We start from the raw sequence: 18363 nt of genomic DNA, 5'->3' as shown, positions 1-18363 counted from the left end.
AGCGCCGGGAGAAGAACAGAATCGGGGATCAGATGTTCTCAGGAAGACGCGCGTTGCGCCGGACCGCGGCCGCGGTCGCCGCGGCGACCGTGCTACTCGCCGCGGTCGGGACGGTGGGCGAATCCGCCGCGGCACAGCCAGTCCACGTCGGCGGCGGGGTGTCGCAGGCGTATCTGACCGACGCGCGGCCGGGTACCGCGCTGACACTCGTCGACGACGCGGGCAATCGTGCGGGCTCGGGCGTCGCCGATTCGCTCGGATCGTTGATCGTGCGCGACCTGCAGCCGGGGCGCTACCGCTTCGTCGGGGCCGGGATCAAGAGCGCGCCGGTCGAGGTGACCGGCAAGGACTCTCCGCCGCCCGCGCCGTCGCTGTACGGGCAGACCCTTCACGAAGGGCTCAACTACATCACGATGCGCGACGGGGTCTCGCTCGCCGCCACGGTTCGGCTGCCGTACGGCAAGAAGCTCTCGGACGGGCCCTTTCCGACCGTGATCGAGTACTCCGGCTACCAGAACGCCGCACCGGACGACCTGGTGGTCGGCGCGGTCGGGGAGAAGGTCGGCCTGAAGGACCCGCAGGCCCCCGACACCTCCGTGATCGTCGGCTCGACGCTGGCGACGCAGATGCTCGGCTTCGCCTCGGTGAGCCTTCAGATGCGGGGAAGCGGTTGCAGTGGAGGAGACTTCGGCCTCTTCGACAATGTCGCGGCGTTCGACGCGTACGACGCGATCGAGACCGTGGGACGCCAGCGATGGGTGTCGGGGCATCGCGTCGGCATGGTCGGCATTTCGTTCTCCGGCATCTCGCAGATGTTCGCCGCGGGTACGCGACCACCCCATCTGGCCGCGATCGCGCCGATGAGCACCACCGATGACCTGTACTCCACCGGTCTGCCGGGCGGCATCTACAACAAGGGTTTCGCGAACTCCTGGCTCCGCGAACGGGTGCAGCAGGCGCAACCCGGGCCGGCAGGCGGACAACCGTGGGTGCGGGCGCGCATCGAGGGCGGCGACAAGACCTGTGCGAACAATCAGAAGCTCCGCCGTCAGACGCAGAACGTGTTCAAGCTGATCCGCGACAACCCGACGCGTGCGGCGAAGGTGTACCAGGAACGCTCGATCCCGGACTGGGCCGACCGCATCGACGTCCCGGTGTTCCTGGTCGGTGCCGCACAGGACGAGCAGACCGGACCCAACTGGGTCAATCTGATCAAGCATCTCGATCACAACCCGAACGTCTGGGTCAACATCATCAACGGGCATCACTTCGATTCGCTCGGACCGCAGATCCTCTCGCGCTGGGCGGAGTTCCTGCAACTGTTCGTCGCGAACCAGGTGCCGCACACGCCGCCGAACATGCAACCGCTGGGCACCGTCGTGTTCCCGGCGGCCACCAATGCACCCGGCCAGCAGATCCCGCCGGTGCGCTTCAGCGATTCGCGCACCGTCGCCGCTGCGAAAGCTCGTTTCAAGGCGCAGACGCCGCGACTGTGGGCGCTCTTCGACAACGGCGGTGGCGCAGCCGGTCCCGGCGGGCTCTCGTCGGCGTGGCAGCGATCGCTGTCCGCGTGGCCCACGAGCACCGAGCGGATGTTCCTGAACGACAAGGGCCGGCTCGGTTCCCGGCCCGCCGGCGGAACCGTGTCGTTCGCACCGAATCCGCTCAACCGGCCGCTGAACACGCTCAAGAACGCCTCCACCGACACGGCGGCGGCCTGGGGCATCCACCCGGACTACGATTGGCGTCCCGCACCGGGCCGCAGCGGGCTGGGCTTCATCAGCGCTCCGCTTTCCCGTGACAAGGTGGTTCTCGGGAACGGTTCGGTGACCCTCCGGCTGAAGAGCACGGCGAAGGTCACCGATCTGCAGGTCACGGTCTCTGAGGTGAACGGCAGGGGACAGGAGACATCGGTCGGGACCGGTGTGCTGCGCTCGAGCTTCCGCGGCGACGGCACCGCCCCCGATTTCACCACTCAGACGCCGCTGGCCGACGGATTCAACCAGATCACGATCCCGATCAACCCGTTGATGCACGGGTTCCGAAAGGGCTCACGGATCCGGGTCACGGTCTCCGCACCCGGCGGCGACCTTCCCTCATGGCAGTTCAGCACGCCTGCCACCGGCGGCAAGGTGATCGACACCGTCGACCTGAGCAAGTCGTACGTCACGATCCCGGTGATCGCGGGCGAGGTGCCCGGCGCCGGACCGGATTGCGGCTTCCTGCGCGGTTCGGCCTGCCGCGCCTACAAGCCGGCCTTCAACGGCGGCTGATCGCGCGGAGTGCATTCGTGCGCGAAAGCGCCCTCCGGCTCCGCTGATGCGGATCGCCGGAGGGCGCTTTCGTCGGGTCAGCTCGCCTCGAGCAGTTGTTCGGGAGTCTTCCCGGTGGCTTGGAAGACGACGCGGCGGGCGATGAGGACCGCGTGGTCGGCGAACCGCTCGTAATAGCGGCCCAGGAGAGTGACGTCGACCGCTGCGGCGACACCATGCGACCACTCGCGGTCCATCATGACGGTGAACAGATGGCGGTGCAGATCGTCCATCGCGTCGTCGTCGTCCATCAGGGTCAGCGCGTCGTGGTAGTCCTGGTTCTCGAGCACGCGGCGTGCGTTCTGCGCGAGCTCGACGGCGAGCCGGCCCATCTCCTCGAAGTACCCCGCGACCTCGTCCGGCAGGACCTTGGCGGGGTGGCGGCGGCGCGCGACCTTCGCCACGTGCAACGCCAGCGCCCCCATCCGGTCGATCTCGGACACCAGCTGGAAGCCGCTCACCACCGAGCGCAGATCACCCGCGACCGGCGCCTGGAGCGCCAGCAGCTGAAAAGCCTGATCCTCTGCCTCGGCCGACTTCTCGGCGACCGAGTCGTGGTTGGAGATCACTTCTTCGGCCAGTTCGAGATCGCCCTCGAGCAGTGCCTGGGTGGCCTGAGCCATCGCCGCACCCACCTCGTCGACCATGTCGCCGAGAGCCTTGTTCAGTGCAGCCATCTGCTCCTGATAAGCGTCACGCATGCAACCCAGCTTACGTAAACCGGCCGGCCTCGCCCTTCACCGACGGTGAAGTCGGCGTGAACACTCGGCGCGCAGGTTGTCGCAGCGGTGGCCGACGGGCTACGCGCAGGTCGTGTCGCCTGCGTTGGTGACCGAGAGGTCGTTGGGCAGGTCGCTGTTATCGGTGTTGGCCGGCAGTTCGCCGACGGAGAGCACCGAACCGGCGGTCGGGACCGAACCGATGGTCTGCGTGCCGCCGAAGTCGGACCCGACGATCACCTCGACGCCGGCCTTCACCGTGCTGTCCTCCTGGATCTGCGCTCCGGGGAACATCTTCGCGATCGTCGCCGCGGAGTCCTTCTCGCCCGGACCGTAGCGGACGACCGTGTCGGTCCGCTTCTCCGAGGAGTCGGCGATGCCGGACACGTCGATGCCCTGACGGACCAGTTCCTCCATCACGGACCCCGCGACGCCCGACTCGTCGGTGCCGTTGAGCACGCGCACGCTCATGTTGGACGCGTGCTGAGCGGTGAGTTCGGTCCTCGGCGCCGGGGGCTTCGGGGAAGCGGAGGGCTTCTTGGTGCTCGACGGCTTGGCCTTCTTCTCGCCGGGCAGCGGCTTGTCGTCGATGATCGCGTTGAAGATCGCGTCGATGTCGTCCATCCGCGGGATCTCGTTGTTCTGTCCGTCGGTGGACGTGCCCGAGGTCGGAATGGTCAGGAACGTGACACGCCCGGCTTCCATGCCCTGCATCGACTCGGCGAGCTGGATCAGCGAGTCGGTGTCGACGTTGTCGACGTAGCTGTTGGCGATGAACGAGCGCGCCACCTTGTTGAGCTTCGACGGGTTCGACAAGACGTCGCCCGACAGCGACGACCGCAGCAGCGACGACATGAACAGCTGCTGCCGCTTGATGCGACCGTAATCGCCGTTGCCCTCCGCGGAGATGTGCCGAGCGCGGACGTAGTTGAGGGCCTGGCGGCCGGTGAGCTTCTTGGTGCCGGCCTTCTTGAGGATGGTCCCCAGCTCGTAGTCGTAGAGCGGGACGGTCGAGCACACCTGGACTCCGCCGACCGTGCGGACCACGTCCTCGAACCCGGAGAAGTCCATCGCGATGAAGTGATTGATGTTCAGCCCGCTGATCTGCGTGAGCGTCTTCACCAGGCAGTTGGGGCCGCCGTCGGCGTAGACGCCGTTCAGCTTCACCGAACTCGCGGCCTCGAGCGTCCCGGAGTACTTCTGCGTCGAGTTGTCCCAGTTCTGGCATTCGGGACGGTCGACGGCGAGGTCGCGAGGCCACGACACCGCGACCACCCGGCTGCGGTCGGCGGGGATGTTGACCAGCAGGACGGTATCGGAGCGGGCGCCCTCGACGACGTCGGCGTCGCCCGCGCCGAGCTTGGAGTTCTTTCCCGCGCGGGTGTCGGTGCCGACGATCAGGTATGTCTCGTCGCCGGTCTGATCGCCCGGTTTGCGGACGTTGGAGTTCTCCGGGTCCAGGGCGTTGACGATGTTCCAGCCGCCGTTGATGCTGCGCATCATGTTCCATGCGTAGCCGGTGCCGACCAGCGACAGCACGCAGGCGAGGCCGAGCAGGATGCGCCCGGTGTTGGTGGCGATTCGCGTCGTGCGTTCCTTGCCGGTGGGCTTCGTCCGGCGACCGCCGCGCACGCGGGACAGCGCCGCGGTCAGATCGGGAGTCGGCTCCAGCGGGCGCTTGCGAGTCGGTTCGCCGTTGCCGGGATCGGTCGACGCGCCGCTCGCGGCGGCACCCGCGGCGGCCGCCGGGCTGCGAGGAGGCGCTGGCGCCGGAGTGGCAGCCGGAGGCGGGGGGACGGACGGGCGTTGCGCTCGGGACTCCTGAGACAAGCGCGCGGCCGTAGTGGTGTCTGAGAGGTCGACCGCCGACGAATCGGCGACCGGCGGGATCATCGCCGTGACCTCGGAGGCCGTCGGGTCGTCAGTGCTCGTCCGGGACGGCTGTGCGGGCGGGGCCGGCGGCTGCGGACGTTGTTGCGGCGCCGGGCGAGGGCTCGGCTGCGCGCGGCGCGGGGGCTGCGGCTGTGCGGCCCGTGCCGGCCCGGAGGCGGTCTCGTCCACCCCCATCTGCTCCATCAACTGGCGGACGGTCAGCCGGCCCCGCGGACGGACGTATCCCTCGCGGGACGACGGCTCCCGCAGACCCTCGGCGCGCTGACCGGCCGCACCGGGCTGTGACGGAGCGGCGTCGCCGAACCGTTCGCGGAAGTCGTAGGCACCGGATGTCCGGCCCGCCCGACGGGGTCGCCGGGGCTGTGCCGACTCGTCGTCATCGGGCTCGGGAGAGCCTGGGCGGTCAGAACTCACAGTGCTTCTTTCGTATGCGGCAGTGGTCTCGCAGTGGTCGCCGGGCAGGCCCGGAGTGCACACGCCACGCGTGCTCGGCACATCTTAATGCCGAGACCTGAGAACTCTCTGCGGTGCGCCCCGTCGGCGAGGGCTCAGCCGCCCGAGTGCATGATCTCGGCACCCTCGGGGACGACGTCCTCTTCGGGGTCGTCGAGCCATCCTTCGGGCAGCGCCACCGACGCGGGCGAACCCTGGCGGCCCCGCGGGCCATGACCGTCAGCGGGAAAGGGGACGTCGGAGGGCAGCTCGGCGACGAGTTCGCGCAGGTCGTCGAGGGTTTTCACCAGAGAGAGCGAGGAGCGCAGGTCGGAGCCGGCTGGGAAGCCGCGCAGATACCAGGCGACGTGCTTGCGAATCTCCCGCATGCCCTTGTCCTCGCCGTGGTGCGAGGCGAGCAGTTCGCCGTGCCGGATCATGATTTCGCCCACTTCGCCGAGGTCGGGCGGAGTGGGCGCATTCACACCGGCCAACCGTGCTGACAGCTCGGCGAACAGCCACGGGCGGCCGAGACAGCCGCGGCCGATGACCACGCCGTCGCAGCCTGTCTGCTCCATCATGCGGACGGCGTCCTCGGCCTCGAAGATGTCGCCGTTGCCGAGCACGGGCACGGTGGTGACATGCTCCTTCAGGCGCGCGATCTCGTCCCACGCCGCCGTGCCCGAGTAGCGCTGCGATGCGGTTCGGGCATGCAGCGCCACGGCTTGGGCGCCTTCCTCGGCGGCAATCCGTCCGGCGTCGAGATGCGTGTGGTGCTCATCGTCGATGCCGATGCGGAACTTGACGGTGACCGGGATGTCGGTGCCCTCGGTGGCGCGCACGGCGGCGGCGACGATGTTGCGGAACAAGCGTCGCTTGTAGGGGATCGCCGACCCGCCGCCCTTGCGGGTGACCTTCGGGACCGGGCAGCCGAAGTTCATGTCGATGTGGTCGGCGAGATCCTCGTCGACGATCATCTTGGCCGCGCGGTAGGTGTATTCCGGATCGACCGTGTAGAGCTGCATCGATCGCGGTGACTCGCTCGGATCGAAGGTCGTCATGTGCATCGTGACCGGATGCCGCTCCACGAGCGCCCGCGCCGTGACCATCTCGCAGACGTAGAGGCCGGAGACGGTTCCGGTCCGTGCGAGTTCGAGCTCACGGCAGAGCACGCGGAAGGCCACGTTGGTGACGCCGGCCATCGGTGCCAGCACCACCGGGCTGTTCAACTCGATCGACCCGATCCGCAGCGGGGTGCGATCAGTGGACGGACGCTGGAGAGACGACGGCGCACCGGCGCCCTCGGAGGTCTCCGAAGGCGCCGGTGCAGTCAGTGCGGTGGTACTCAGGATGCTTGCTTCTCCCGCTTGGCCGCCTCGCGAGCGAGCGCGCGGTCGCGCATCTCCTCGAAGCGGGTCGCGTCCTTGTCGAGCTGGTCGAGGAAGGCCGCGAGCTCGTCGCGGGTCTTCTCGCCGGCGGGGCTGAAGTCGTTTCGCTCGAAGACGTTCCATTTCCGGAGAACCGGCTGGACGACCTCTTCGAGGTGCTGGCGCAGATCGTAGATGCCGTGCTTGGCCATCAGCACGCCGTGGCGCCGGAAGTTCGGCATACCCGCTCCGGGCATCTGGAAGTTGGTGACGATGTCGGTGACCGCGCGCAATGTCTGGTCGGGCGCCAGATCCATGCCGGCCCCGCAGATGTTGCGGTAGAAGATCATGTGCAGATTCTCGTCGGCGGCGATGCGCTGCAGCATCCGGTCGGCGATCGGATCGTTGCACGCCTTACCGGTGTTGCGGTGGCTCACGCGGGTCGCGAGTTCCTGGAAGGTGACGTACGCGACCGAGTGCAGCAGCCCGATCTCCTCGCCGTTCGCCTTCATCTCGTCGGCGCGGTCCGCAGCCGCGAGCATCGGATCGTAGCCGTTGGTCATGTGGATCATGCGCGCCTCTTCGAGGGCCACCGGGTCGACGCCGCGGGTCACGACCAGGTAGTCGCGCATCACGATGCCGTGACGGTCCTCCTCGGCGGTCCAGCGACCGACCCAATGGCCCCAGGCGGAGTCCATCGAGAAGTTCTCGGCGATCACGCGGTGGTACGAGGGCAGGTTGTCCTCGGTCAGCAGGTTGGTGATCATCGCGGCCTTGGCGACCTCGTCGAGCTGCGAGTCCTCGGGCTCGTAGTCCCTGCCGCCCAGAGCCGCGTAGTTCTTGCCCTCGTCCCACGGCACGTAGTCGTGCGGGTTCCAGTCGCGTGCCGTCTTGAGGTGGCGATTGACGTTGGCCTCTGCCGTCGGCTCCAACTCCTTGAGGAGTTCGAGTTGTGTGAGTTGACGTGCCATCGGTGTTCCTCTGGTCGGGTTCAGGTCGTGTCGGGTCGCGGCCGAGCACCGCCGCGACGTGCCCGACATGCATATTCGGACTCCAGGCTACGTCACATGGACGCATGCCCCAAGTCTCCGCGCGCCCTGTGGGGGCGCTGAGAAACCGCAGCCCTCGGTGCGTAGATCGTCTGCCCGGGGCAGATCCGTTAACGTGCGGCCCGGTGGGTTACGTCACCGTAGGTTACCGCGAGGTCGGTAGTGAGGAGCGGTCGAAACGCCGGTCACCGCCGACCGAACATCGGGCCGGTCTTCTCCAGCCACCGGCGTCCGGCGTCGTCGAGCGTGCCCAGTTCGGCGGCGCGGTCACACCACGCCAGAGCCATCTGAGCGAACTCCATCGGGTTGTAGACGTCCTCCTCGCAGCTCCACAGCCCGTCGCCCGCGTAGGTGAGGATGGTGATGTTGGTGGCCGTGAACACCGAACCGTCGCCCGGATCGATCATCGGGTTGTCGATCTCGCAGATCACTCGGCCGGTCGCCGGATCGGCGACGTGCCAGAGCGACGGGTACTCGGCCATGTGGCTTCCGGGGAACGAGTGCATCGTCTTGTTCACCCAGGTGCGGATCGCCTCGCGGCCGTCGAATCGGCCGTAGGCGTGCTCGATGTACGTCGCGTCGACGGTGAACTGATCGGCCCATCGATCCCAGTCCTTACTGATCGCCACATCGGCGACGGTCTGCTGGAACTGAGCGAACGCGGTGTCGAGCTCGTCTGCGGAGAAGGATGCGGTCATGTCGGCCGATGGTAGGGGCGGGCCGCGGCGGACGGCCGTCATTCGGCGGGGATAGGCGCACATCTGATCTCCACGCCGCGCAGGTAGCATTCGGCGCGAACGGCAGTCACCTGGTGAAACGGCGGAGGAATGTTCGGAATCGGCGACGACATCGCGGGCTACCGCGTCCAAGCGGTGCTCGGCGCCGGAGGGATGGGCGAGGTCTATGAGGCGGCCCACCCGCGCCTGCCGCGCAGCGATGCGATCAAAGTGCTCCGGTCGGCACACGGCTCCGATCCGGTGGTGCGCCGGCGGTTCGAACGCGAGGCCGATCTGATGGCGCCGTTGACGCACCCGAACCTCGTGCGCGTCTACGACAGGGGCGGATTCGGCGACGTCCTGTGGATCGCGATGGAACTCGTGCCGGGCACCGATGCGTCGAAGATATCGAAGGCGTCGCCCGCCGGGATGGATCCGCGGCTGGTCGTCAACATCGTCAACGGCGTGGCCGCCGGCCTCGACGTCGCCCATCGTCACGGTGTACTCCACCGTGATGTGAAGCCTGCGAACATCCTGATCACCCCCGGCGGAGATCCGGTGAACCCGGAGGCGGTCAAAGTGACCGACTTCGGCATCGCTCAGGCGCTCGGCGAAGCGGGAGCGGGACTCACCAGCACCGGAACCACGGTCGGCACCATGCGGTACTGCTCGCCGGAACAGATCGACGGCCGTCGGGTGGACGCCCGCAGCGACATCTACTCGCTCGCGGCCACCACGTTCGAACTGCTGACCGGCAGCGCACCGTACGACTCGACCAGTCTGCAGGGACTGATGACGGCACATCTGTTCGCCGAACCGCCGCGGGCGTCCGAGCGGACGCGCTCGCTGCCGCCGGCCGTCGATGACGTGTTGCGAGCGGGCCTCGCGAAGGATCCCGCCGCCCGGCCACCGACGGCGACGGCTTTCGCCTGCGCGTTGTACTCGGCGTTCACCGGAGGACCGGTGAATGTGACGCCCAGCGGGCCGATGTTCGCGAACACTCCCGGTGCACCCGTCCCCGGGCCACACCGGGCGGGTGGCCCGTCCGGCCCGGCACCGGTGCCCACGGGGAGCCCGGACCGCTCGCACGGGGATCACTGGTACCGGCGGACTCCCGCGCTCGCGACCGTCGCGGTCGTTGCGGCACTGGCCCTGGGGGTGGGTGGAGCGTTCGCGTGGAACAGTGCGTCGGGCCTGTCGACACCGTCGTCGCCGGAGGCGAAGATGACCGCCGAGGGTGTCGACCTGTCGTGGCCGGCGGTGAGCGGGGCCGAGCAGTACCTGATCAAACAGGACGACGACGTCATCGACGTCACCGACGACAATTCCTATGTGGTCCGATCTCCGGTCCCCGGCGAGCACTCCTACTCGGTGGCGGCGCGCTCGACGTCGTCGGGCGGTTCGGCGTTCTCCGACCGGGCCGAGCTGACGGTCACCCAGACGTGGGGCGAGTTCCTCGACATGGCGAAGCTCTATCCGGAACTCGTACCGGCCACCCCGGTGAATTCGAACGGCTTCGAATCGCTCTGGTGCCGCGGACTGGGGCCGTACCCGGTGGACGACGACCAGAAGACGTCCCGGCTGATCGTGTGCGACAAGATCGACGGCGCCGATCGGCAGTACTCGGTGCAGATCGCCGCGTACGCGAACAGTGATGATGCGGGGACGGCCGCCGTAGGCCAGTTGCCGATCACGGCTCCGACCGACTTCGGCTTCAAGACCGCCCAGGGCACCAAGGGGCGGCTCTCGACGGGCGTGCAGAGCTCCGAGGCGAGAGCGGTATTCGTCTATTCCAGTTCGGACGATCCGCGCGCGCGTACCTACGTCGAGGTGGCCGTGCCGGACTCCAAGGACCCGAAGCAAGCGCGGGCGATCATGGAAAGGCTGCCGTTCTGATGAACGAACCGAGCGCACCCGGACGTGCCCGGACACCCGCCAGGCCCGTGCTGATCATCGCCGCGGTCGCCGTGCTGGTGCTGCTGGCATCGTTGTTCGCCGTGCGGGCGATGCTGGGCGGTTCGGCGCCGGACTCACCGGGCGGACTCAGTCTGTCGGCGGACGGCGGCGAGGTGAAAGCGGTCTGGAACGGCGTCTCCGGTGCGGACGAGTATCTGCTGATCCGGGACGACGGGGTGGTCGTCTACTCCGGGCCCGACACCACCGCGGTCGATCGGACCGCGGGCACCGGCGACCATCGCTACCGCCTGCGCGCCGCGGATTCGGGCCGGTGGTCGGCCGACGGTGCCGAGAGCAAGGTGACGGTGGTGTCCGGCTGGGGCGAGCTCGGCCCGCTGGCCGCACAGTTCCCCCGGCTGCTTCCGCAGACACCCGAGGCGACGGGATGGCAGGACCTCACCTGCCGCTCGATGGTCCGGGCGATGCCCGCCGAGCGCGGCCCGTCGAACACCGGATCGGGGCGAGCGCTGGTGAAGAGCCGCATGCACTGCTTCAACTCGGAAATGGTGATCCAGCCGGCGTGGATGACGTCGAAGGACGCCACCGACCAGGTGTTCACCGACATCTCGAAGAACGCCTCGCCGGAGTCGATCGGCTGGCGTCACGGTACCGGCTACGTGGTCGAATCCGAGCATGCGGCGTACCTGCGTCTGGCCGACCGCGACGACGTCGTGTTCACCGTTCTCCTCGACCGGGGCGGCAGGAGGGAACTGCTCGACGTCGCCAACCGACTGCCGATCGACGAGTAGCAGTCCGGCCGCGGTCGGTGATCGGGCAGGCCCCGCCCGGGCGGCGCCTGCCTTCGTGCACGCACTGTCGGTCCACGGCGCTACTGTGAATAAGCACCTGTGAGAACTCGTTTCAGGCGCTCGGGAACAGTGGAATACAGGACAGTGGCATACAGAACAGTGGCAGACACGGACTGTGGCAGACACGGACTGTCATACAAGGATTGGGGGCCGTCGTGCAGAGGTTGAGCGGTCTGGACGCGTCGTTCCTCTACTTGGAGACGCCGTCTCAGGTGATGAACGTCGCCGCCATCGTGGAGGTGGATCCCTCGACCATCCCGGGCGGATACACGTTCAATTCGCTGCGGCTGGAGATGGAGCGCCGGGTCCGCGGTCTCCCGATGCTGCGCCGCCGGCTCGCCGACTCGCTGACCAATGTGGACCACCCGGTGTGGGTGGAGGACGAAGACTTCGACATCGAGCGGCACGTCCACCGGATAGCGGTGCCCGCACCCGGAGGCATCGAGGAGATGGCGGCCCTCTGCGGGCACCTCGTGGCCCAGGTGATGGATCGGAAGAAGCCGCTGTGGGACCTGTGGGTTCTGGAGGGATTGTCCGAAGGGGCGATCGCGCTGGTGCTGCGCATGCACCACGCCTGCGTGGACGGTGCCACCGTCGCCGAGATCCTCGGCGAACTCGCGACGTCCACTCCCGAACCACCCGCGCTGGACGCTGCTCGGGTGAAGGAGAGCGCCGGAGGCGCCTCGCGACCCGGCATGGCTTTCGGCGGTGCGGTCAACTTCTTCGTGCAGCGTCCGATCGCAGCGATGAAGCTGATCCCGAAGACGCTCCCGGTGCCGTTCGAATGGTTCAAACGAGTACGGTCCGGCGACGGCATGCCCGCACCCTTCCTCGCTCCGCGGACCCGGTTCAACGGGCCGTTGACTCCGCGCCGGAACCTGGCCTTCGCGCGGTTGCCGCTCGGTGACGTCAAGCGTGTCAAAGACCACTTCGGTGTCAAGGTGAACGATGTGGTGCTGGCGATGGCGGGCGGCGCGCTCCGCGAGTACCTCCAGACGCGCGGCGAACTCCCCGAGGAGCCGTTGGTCGGGCTCGTCCCGGTCTCGGTGCGCGGGGTCACCGAGGACGATCTCATCGAGACCGGCACCAACAAGGTCACCGGTATGTTCACCCGTCTCCCGACGTCGGTGGCCGATCCGGTGGAGCGCATTCGGCTGGCGGGCAAGTACGCCAGGCAGGCGAAGGGGCATCACCAGGGCATCGATGCGAATCTGCTGCGCGCATACGCGGAGTTCGCGCCGGGCAACACCCTCGGCGCTCTGATGCGCCTCTACTCCGACCGCCGTCTCTCCGGCCTGCACCCGCCGATCTTCAACGCGGTCATCTCCAACGTCGCGGGGCCGGACTATCCGATGTACCTGCTCGGCGCGAGAGTGAAGGCGGTGTACCCGATGGGGCCGATCTTCCACGGCCTCGGGCTCAACATCACGGTGATGTCGGTGGACGGCGAGCTGAATGTCGGGCTGCTGTCGTGCCCGGATCTCTCACCGGATCTGTGGGACCTGGTCCGCGGATTCGGGACGCAGCTCGAGGAACTGGTGGCCGCGGTCGAGGCCGATGCGAACGGCGATTCGTCCGACGACGGCCCGTCGGATACCGGCCGACAGAGCGAGTAGAACGAACCCTCGCGGGCGACGGCAATGGAATTCGACGACGTGGTCAAGACGACGTTCGCAGCGCGCAGTTTCACCGACGATCCGGTTCCGGACGAGCGGCTGTCGGAGATCCTCGACATCGCGAGGTTCGCGCCGAGCGGCGGCAACCGACAGGGTGTGCGCGTGATCGTGGTCCGGGATCCGGGTACGAAAGCTCAGTTGGCCGAGTTGAGCAAGCCCGCGGCTCGGCGGTACCTGGCTCAGCGCTTCGCGGGAGAGAACCCGTGGAACCCGGTGCACCCGAGTGCCGTCACCGCGACCGATCTCGCTGAGACGCCCGGAGTCGACGAGTTCGTCGCGCCGATCGCGGCTGCGCCGGTGGTCTTGGTGGTGGCCGTCGACCTGGCGGTGGTGGCGGCCACCGATTCCGAACTCGACCGGGTGGGCGTGGTCTCCGGAGCGTCGGTGTATCCGCTCGTGTGGAACATCCTCACCACCGCCCGGTCGCGGGGATACGGCGGGACGATCACGACGATGGTCAGCGCGCAGGAGCCCGCGGTGCGCGAACTGCTTGGCATCCCCGAGACCTTCGCCGTGGCCGCCGCCGTACCGATCGGCCGGCCGGTGAAGCAGCTCACCCGGCTCCGGCGACGGCCGGTGAGCGATTTCGTCACCCTGGAGCGCTTCGACGGAACGGCTCTGGCCGGCCCGGCGGATCGGTGACCCCGCGACTCCCGCTCTGACTCGCGACTCCGCACGGCAGCCGATCGCACCGGGGAACGTGCGACGAGGGGCGCGCGGACATGCCGCGCGCCCCTCGTCGTCAGCTGGAACTAGTCGCTGCTGCCGCCGCCGAGCAGGCTGGAGAGGCTGCCCAGGTCGCTGGAGCCGCCGCTGCTGCCGCTGTCGCCGCCGCCGAGCAGACTGAGGATGAGGTTGATGATCTCCATGCGAATGTCCTTTCGAGACAAGTGAATTGGGAGGGTGAGGACGATTGCGTCAATCGCCGACGGGTGTGACACTACGTACTCTCACAGCAGTTAGTGAACTGCATCACGGAATGTTTCACGCGATCGGGCGACATATGGCGGCACGGAATCGACGTTTCGCGTGTCGGGCGTCCCGAATCTGGCTTCTGTCTGGGGCCTATCCTGGTGCGATGCGCGTGATTCACAGTGCCGACCCGGCGGAACCCGACCTCGCGGTCGACGTCTCGGGGTGTCCGACCGCCGGTGGGCCGCCGGTGGTCCTGGTACACGGAATGGGTGGCGACCACACCACGTGGCATTCAACGGTTCGCACGCTACGTGCCACCTGTCGTGCCACCGTGGCCGTGGACCTGCGCGGTCATGGGCGCAGCGGGCGCGCCGCGGACTATCGCCTCGACGACTTCGCGGCCGATCTCGGACGCGTGGTCGATGAACTGCGCCTGGTCCGGTTCGACCTCGTCGGGCATTCCCTGGGCGCGCACACCGCACTGCGCTATGCGATGGACCGGCCCGACCGCGTCCGTCGCCTCGTACTGGAGGAGATACCGCCGATGCCTCGCGATGAGGCGGATCTCGCCGAACAGATCGCACCGACCGCGACTCTGGGCGAGCGGATCCGCGGTGTCGGCGCGCTGCTCGCACGTCCGGGCCCGTTTCTTCGCTTCGACCGTTCGCTGCCCGACACCGTGCTGCGGCAGTTCGACGTCCCCGAACCCGAATGGTGGGCTCGGCTCAACACTGTGCCGGCGTCGGCATTGGTGATCTCCGGAGGCGCCCGCAGCTTCCTGCCGGGCCGGCATCTGCAGTCTCTCGCTGATGCGTTGCCGCGTGGCCGAATGGTCACGATCGATGCCGGGCACAGTGTTCACCGCGACCGCGGTCCGGAGTTCCTGTCCGCGCTGGTGGCGCATCTCGATGAGCCGGACGGGCAGGACTGACGCAGTCGGCGCGATCGAGCGATCCGAGTGTCAGCCGCGCAGGGCGGAGGCGAGGATTCCTGGAACCAGGGAGTGATCGAGCGTGTCGAGATCTGCATTAGTGTTGTTGTCGGACAGGTAGTTTCGACTCGCTGCGCTCGCTCAACCGGCCTGCGGGGAGACCCAGGGTAATCGAGCGGTCGGGGAGGCCGGGTCAGCCCTTGATCAGATCCGCGGCGCGTTCGCCGATGACGACCGTCGGCGCGTGGGTGTGGCCGCGGACGATCTTCGGCATCACGGAGGCGTCGGCGACGCGCAGACCCTCGACGCCGCGGACCTTGAGGTCGGGCGTCACGACGCTGGCACTGTCCGAGCCCATCCGGCACGTGCCGGTCGGGTGGTAGAGCGTGTGCGAATGCCAGGTCAGCGCATCTTCGAGAGTGGCTTCGATGGTGTCCAGCTCCCGCTTCGGCTGCAGGAACCGGCCGATCTTCGACGCCAGCGGCTCCGACGTCGCGATCCGGTGGGCGGCGCGCAGACCTGACATCAGGGCCGCGCGGTCGGCGCCGTCGGCGTCCGACAGGTAGCGCGGGTCGATGAGGGCCTTGGCGGTCGGGTCCGACGACGCCAGTGAGACTGTGCCGCGACTGCGTGGGTCGACGAGGATCGGACCGAGACCGATGCCGTGACCTGGCGCGTCCCCGATGCCCTCGTCGTAGAACGGCGCCGGACCGAAGATGATCTCGATGTCGGGCAGCTCCAGGTCGGGGCGGCTGCGGATGAAGCCGTAGGCCTCACCGACATTCGAGGTGAGCATGCCGCGGCGGCGCGTCAGATAGTTGAGCAACTCCAACGGCTTCTCGGCGCCGTAGAGGGTGTCGGAGTCGACGGCGAAGCCGATCAGCGACATCAGGTGATCACTGAGGTTGCGGCCGACCTCGGGCAGATGCTGTGCCACGGCGATGCCGTGCGCGCGCAGTTGCTCTTGATCGCCGATGCCCGACAGCAGGAGAAGCTGCGGCGTGTTGATCGCGCCGCCCGAGAGGATCACCTCCTTGCGGGCGCGGACGGTGTGGGTGACGCCGTCCTTGAGGTACTCGACGCCCACTGCGCGCGAGCCCTCCAACAGCACCCGGGTTGCGTGCGCATCGGTGAGCACCGTCAGGTTCCGGCGCGACCGCGCGGGCTTGAGGTACGCGTCGGAGGCGCTCCAGCGCGACCCGTTCTTCTGGCACACCATCGTCTGCGTGAAGCCTTCCGGCTGAGGCAGATTGGCACGTTCGCGCTTGAATCCAGCCTGTTCGGCCGAGGCGAGGAAGTCGGACGTCCAACCGCGCGGGCTGCGCTGGTGGGCGACGTTGAGCGGCCCGTCGCGTCCCTCGTCGCCCTCGACGGCGCCCTCGATCGACTCGATGCGCTTGAAGTACTCGACGACGCTGGCGAACGACCATCCGTCGCCGGCCTCCAGCGCCCATGCGTCGTAGTCGGCGGCGTATCCGCGCACCCACATCATCGCGTTCATCGACGACGATCCGCCGATCATCTTGCCGCGCGGGAAGAACACCCGGCGGTCGCCGAGCTCTGGCTGCGGCTGGGTGAGGTAGTTCCAGTCGAGGTCGGTCTGGAACTGCTTGGAGAAGGCGGCGGGAATGCGGACGGACTGGCTCTTGTCCTCACCGCCGGCCTCGAGTGCGACCACCGTGTCGGCCGACCGCTCGCTCAGACGGGCAGCGACGACGGCTCCGGCGGAACCGGTGCCGACGACGACGTAGTCGGCGTCCATGGAAGTGGTTGTCATTGAGTCCCTTTCAGTCGAACGGTCAGCCGCGCAGGGCGGAGGCGAAGATTCCGGGCAGACGACTCGCCCGCGGATCGGCGGCGAACTCGGTGAGCCGCTTGCCGGTCGTCGCGGCGGTCTTGTTGTTCACGAACCATGGCGGCTTCGGCGACAGTGCGAGTTCTCCGCGGATCACCGATCGCGGGGCGGGGCGGAACGGCCCGCGGACCACGGTGCGCTCGATTCCGTCCATCAGCCAGGCGTTGTGCACCACGCCGATGCCGCTCTGCACGTCGTCGATGGTGTGGCCGGGGTACGCGCCCCACGACGCGGTCGGCGTCAGGTAACCGACGCCGGTCCAGGCGTTGATGGCGATGGTTCCGTAGTGGAGATCCTCGACGAGGTCGTCGAACGCCGCGCCGAGTTCCTTGACGCTGGCCGGCGCCGCGATGATGTTGACGCCGAGGGTGCCTGCGAAGACCTCGTTGGCCGTGCGCGCCGCGGCACCGGTGAAAGCCGCACCGGTGCAGGGGATCTCGACGACGCCGTAGACCGGTGAGAAGTACTCGCCGGACAGGATGGGTTCGGTCGCATCGGGGCGGACGTCGTCGACCAGCAGGCGACCGCCGCCCGGGCCCAGGCGTTCGGCGTTCGGGTACGACTCCAGCGCGCTCGCGACGCGGTCGTCGCTCCCGGGGTAGTAGGCGGCGCGCTCGGGTGCGGCGGCGATGGCGTTGCGCACCTCGGCGAGGAACCGGTCCTTCTGATCCCAGTCCGACGAGATGATGAGGGCCTGCGATGCGACGCAGTTGTATCCGCCGTTGTGCAGACGCTGAGTGGCCACGTGCTGTGCCTGGAACTTCAGATCGGCGTTGCTCCACCGGCCGGGGATCACGATGGTGGGGGAGACTCCGCCCAGCTCGCTGGTGACCGGCTTGGTCAGCTTGGGGTCGCCCGCGCGCTTGCGGTCGACGGCCTCGTCCCCGACACCCCACACGATGGCGTCGTGGGTGCGTGCACTGCCGGTCATGTGCACGTGGTTCACGAGATCGTGCTGGACCAGCGTGCCGCCGACCTCGGCCCCGCCGGTGACGATGCGGACCGCGCCGACCTCGATCAGCGGGGCGAGGACCTTGCCGAAGACGGGAAGCAGCGGATCGGTGATCGGGTTGAGCTTGAGCACCACCACGCGGTTGTGGGCGATCAGCTCGTACAGCACGTCTAGCGGTGCGATCGACATGATGTTGCCTGCGCCCAGCACCACGCCGATGCCCGCGGTCCGCGACGGGTCGAGCTGCGCGAGCCCGGCCTCGGCCTTTGCTGCGGCGCGACTGACTCCCCGGCGCAGCCACACCTCGGCGCTGAAGCCGCTGAGCAGCAGCCCGTCGTAGACGCTGGTCGGCAGGACGTTGACGGCGACGCGGTCGCGGACGTCGTGGAACTTGACGTCGGCGAGCGGACTCCGGCCCTGTGCGAGGTGGTCGAGGGTGTCGGCGAGGACGCCGAGGCTGGCGGCCATCACATACGGTCCAGACATCCATTCCTCGCCGACCAGCGGCGAGTTCGGGTCGAGGCCCTTGATCTGCACGGCCGTGTCGACCCACTCCTGGGCGTGGGCGCCGGTCAGATCGCGCATGCGCATCAGGAGGTCGCGACGCTGCTCGAGCGTCGTCGTCGCCCAGCGGCGTTCGCCGTCGACGAGGTCGGTCAGCGCGGACTCGACCGCCTGCAGTTCGAGGTCTTGCATTTCTGCTCCATTCGCCAGGTGAGCGTGCACGCTCGGCAGTGATCGCTCCATTGTGTGAGTGGGGTCACCGACGGTGCCAGGTATG

General features: G+C 68.2%; 13 protein-coding genes. 6 read left to right on the top strand and 7 right to left on the bottom strand.

Annotated features, from left to right (window positions below):
* Positions 1–32 precede the first annotated feature (32 nt).
* A complete protein-coding gene (locus tag Y710_RS00895; protein WP_062365941.1) occupies positions 33–2273 on the top strand; it encodes a CocE/NonD family hydrolase in 2241 nt (746 codons plus the stop codon).
* A 77-nt stretch (positions 2274–2350) separates the two neighbouring features.
* On the opposite strand, the gene phoU is transcribed toward Y710_RS00895, so the two are convergent.
* From phoU to Y710_RS00870, 5 genes are all read right to left on the bottom strand, one after another.
* Complete coding sequence (gene phoU / locus Y710_RS00890; protein ID WP_006895699.1) at positions 2351–3013, bottom strand: phosphate signaling complex protein PhoU; 663 nt, start codon at positions 3011–3013, stop codon at positions 2351–2353.
* 99 nt (positions 3014–3112) lie between these two features.
* Positions 3113–5338 carry an LCP family glycopolymer transferase gene (locus Y710_RS00885; RefSeq protein WP_006895698.1) on the bottom strand — a complete coding sequence of 742 codons (2226 nt, stop codon included), beginning with the start codon at positions 5336–5338 and terminating at the stop codon, positions 3113–3115.
* A gap of 134 nt (positions 5339–5472) precedes the next feature.
* Positions 5473–6606: a tRNA dihydrouridine synthase DusB gene (gene dusB, locus Y710_RS00880; RefSeq protein ID WP_197462897.1), complete on the bottom strand. Its 1134-nt coding sequence runs from the start codon at positions 6604–6606 to the stop codon at positions 5473–5475.
* 95 nt (positions 6607–6701) lie between these two features.
* A complete protein-coding gene (locus Y710_RS00875; protein ID WP_006895696.1) occupies positions 6702–7694 on the bottom strand; it encodes an acyl-ACP desaturase in 993 nt (330 codons plus the stop codon).
* A gap of 263 nt (positions 7695–7957) precedes the next feature.
* A complete protein-coding gene (locus Y710_RS00870; protein WP_062365939.1) occupies positions 7958–8470 on the bottom strand; it encodes a nuclear transport factor 2 family protein in 513 nt (170 codons plus the stop codon).
* A gap of 129 nt (positions 8471–8599) precedes the next feature.
* Here Y710_RS00870 and Y710_RS00865 point away from each other — a divergent pair, with 129 nt between their 5' ends.
* The 5 genes from Y710_RS00865 to Y710_RS00845 all read left to right on the top strand — a co-directional run bounded on the left by Y710_RS00865 (position 8600) and on the right by Y710_RS00845 (position 14775).
* The gene (locus Y710_RS00865; RefSeq protein ID WP_062365937.1) at positions 8600–10384 is read left to right on the top strand and encodes a serine/threonine-protein kinase; all 1785 of its coding nucleotides are present in this window, start codon (positions 8600–8602) and stop codon (positions 10382–10384) included.
* Complete coding sequence (locus tag Y710_RS00860) at positions 10384–11193, top strand: hypothetical protein (RefSeq protein ID WP_062365935.1); 810 nt, start codon at positions 10384–10386, stop codon at positions 11191–11193. Before Y710_RS00865 ends, Y710_RS00860 begins: the two co-directional genes overlap by 1 nt.
* Before the next feature lie 215 nt (positions 11194–11408).
* A complete protein-coding gene (locus Y710_RS00855) occupies positions 11409–12869 on the top strand; it encodes a WS/DGAT/MGAT family O-acyltransferase (RefSeq protein WP_062365933.1) in 1461 nt (486 codons plus the stop codon).
* Positions 12870–12893: 24 nt separating this feature from the next.
* Positions 12894–13571, top strand: a complete 678-nt coding sequence (locus Y710_RS00850; protein WP_006895691.1) for a nitroreductase family protein — start codon at positions 12894–12896, stop codon at positions 13569–13571.
* 436 nt (positions 13572–14007) lie between these two features.
* Positions 14008–14775: an alpha/beta fold hydrolase gene (locus Y710_RS00845; RefSeq protein WP_062365931.1), complete on the top strand. Its 768-nt coding sequence runs from the start codon at positions 14008–14010 to the stop codon at positions 14773–14775.
* Positions 14776–14968: 193 nt separating this feature from the next.
* Here Y710_RS00845 and Y710_RS00840 read toward each other — a convergent pair whose 3' ends face one another.
* Together Y710_RS00840 and Y710_RS00835 are read right to left on the bottom strand one after the other, a co-directional pair.
* Complete coding sequence (locus Y710_RS00840; protein ID WP_062365929.1) at positions 14969–16552, bottom strand: GMC family oxidoreductase; 1584 nt, start codon at positions 16550–16552, stop codon at positions 14969–14971.
* A gap of 22 nt (positions 16553–16574) precedes the next feature.
* Positions 16575–18278, bottom strand: coding sequence for an aldehyde dehydrogenase family protein (locus Y710_RS00835; protein WP_062365926.1), 1704 nt, complete (start codon positions 18276–18278; stop codon positions 16575–16577).
* Positions 18279–18363 lie beyond the last annotated feature (85 nt).

This window comes from Gordonia sp. QH-12, from assembly GCF_001578675.1.
GTDB classification, from domain to species: domain Bacteria; phylum Actinomycetota; class Actinomycetes; order Mycobacteriales; family Mycobacteriaceae; genus Gordonia; species Gordonia sihwensis.
Note: the sequence above shows the minus strand (reverse complement) of the source record. Positions and strands in the feature narration are given on the sequence as shown.

Coding starts and splice junctions, on each gene's coding strand:
- Y710_RS00895 (WP_062365941.1), top strand. CDS start 33: ATGTTCTCAGGAAGACGCGCGTTGCGCCGGACCGCGGCCGCGGTCGCC.
- phoU (WP_006895699.1), bottom strand. CDS start 3,013: ATGCGTGACGCTTATCAGGAGCAGATGGCTGCACTGAACAAGGCTCTC.
- Y710_RS00875 (WP_006895696.1), bottom strand. CDS start 7,694: ATGGCACGTCAACTCACACAACTCGAACTCCTCAAGGAGTTGGAGCCG.
- Y710_RS00870 (WP_062365939.1), bottom strand. CDS start 8,470: ATGACCGCATCCTTCTCCGCAGACGAGCTCGACACCGCGTTCGCTCAG.
- Y710_RS00865 (WP_062365937.1), top strand. CDS start 8,600: ATGTTCGGAATCGGCGACGACATCGCGGGCTACCGCGTCCAAGCGGTG.
- Y710_RS00860 (WP_062365935.1), top strand. CDS start 10,384: ATGAACGAACCGAGCGCACCCGGACGTGCCCGGACACCCGCCAGGCCC.
- Y710_RS00850 (WP_006895691.1), top strand. CDS start 12,894: ATGGAATTCGACGACGTGGTCAAGACGACGTTCGCAGCGCGCAGTTTC.
- Y710_RS00845 (WP_062365931.1), top strand. CDS start 14,008: ATGCGCGTGATTCACAGTGCCGACCCGGCGGAACCCGACCTCGCGGTC.
- Y710_RS00840 (WP_062365929.1), bottom strand. CDS start 16,552: ATGACAACCACTTCCATGGACGCCGACTACGTCGTCGTCGGCACCGGT.
- Y710_RS00835 (WP_062365926.1), bottom strand. CDS start 18,278: ATGCAAGACCTCGAACTGCAGGCGGTCGAGTCCGCGCTGACCGACCTC.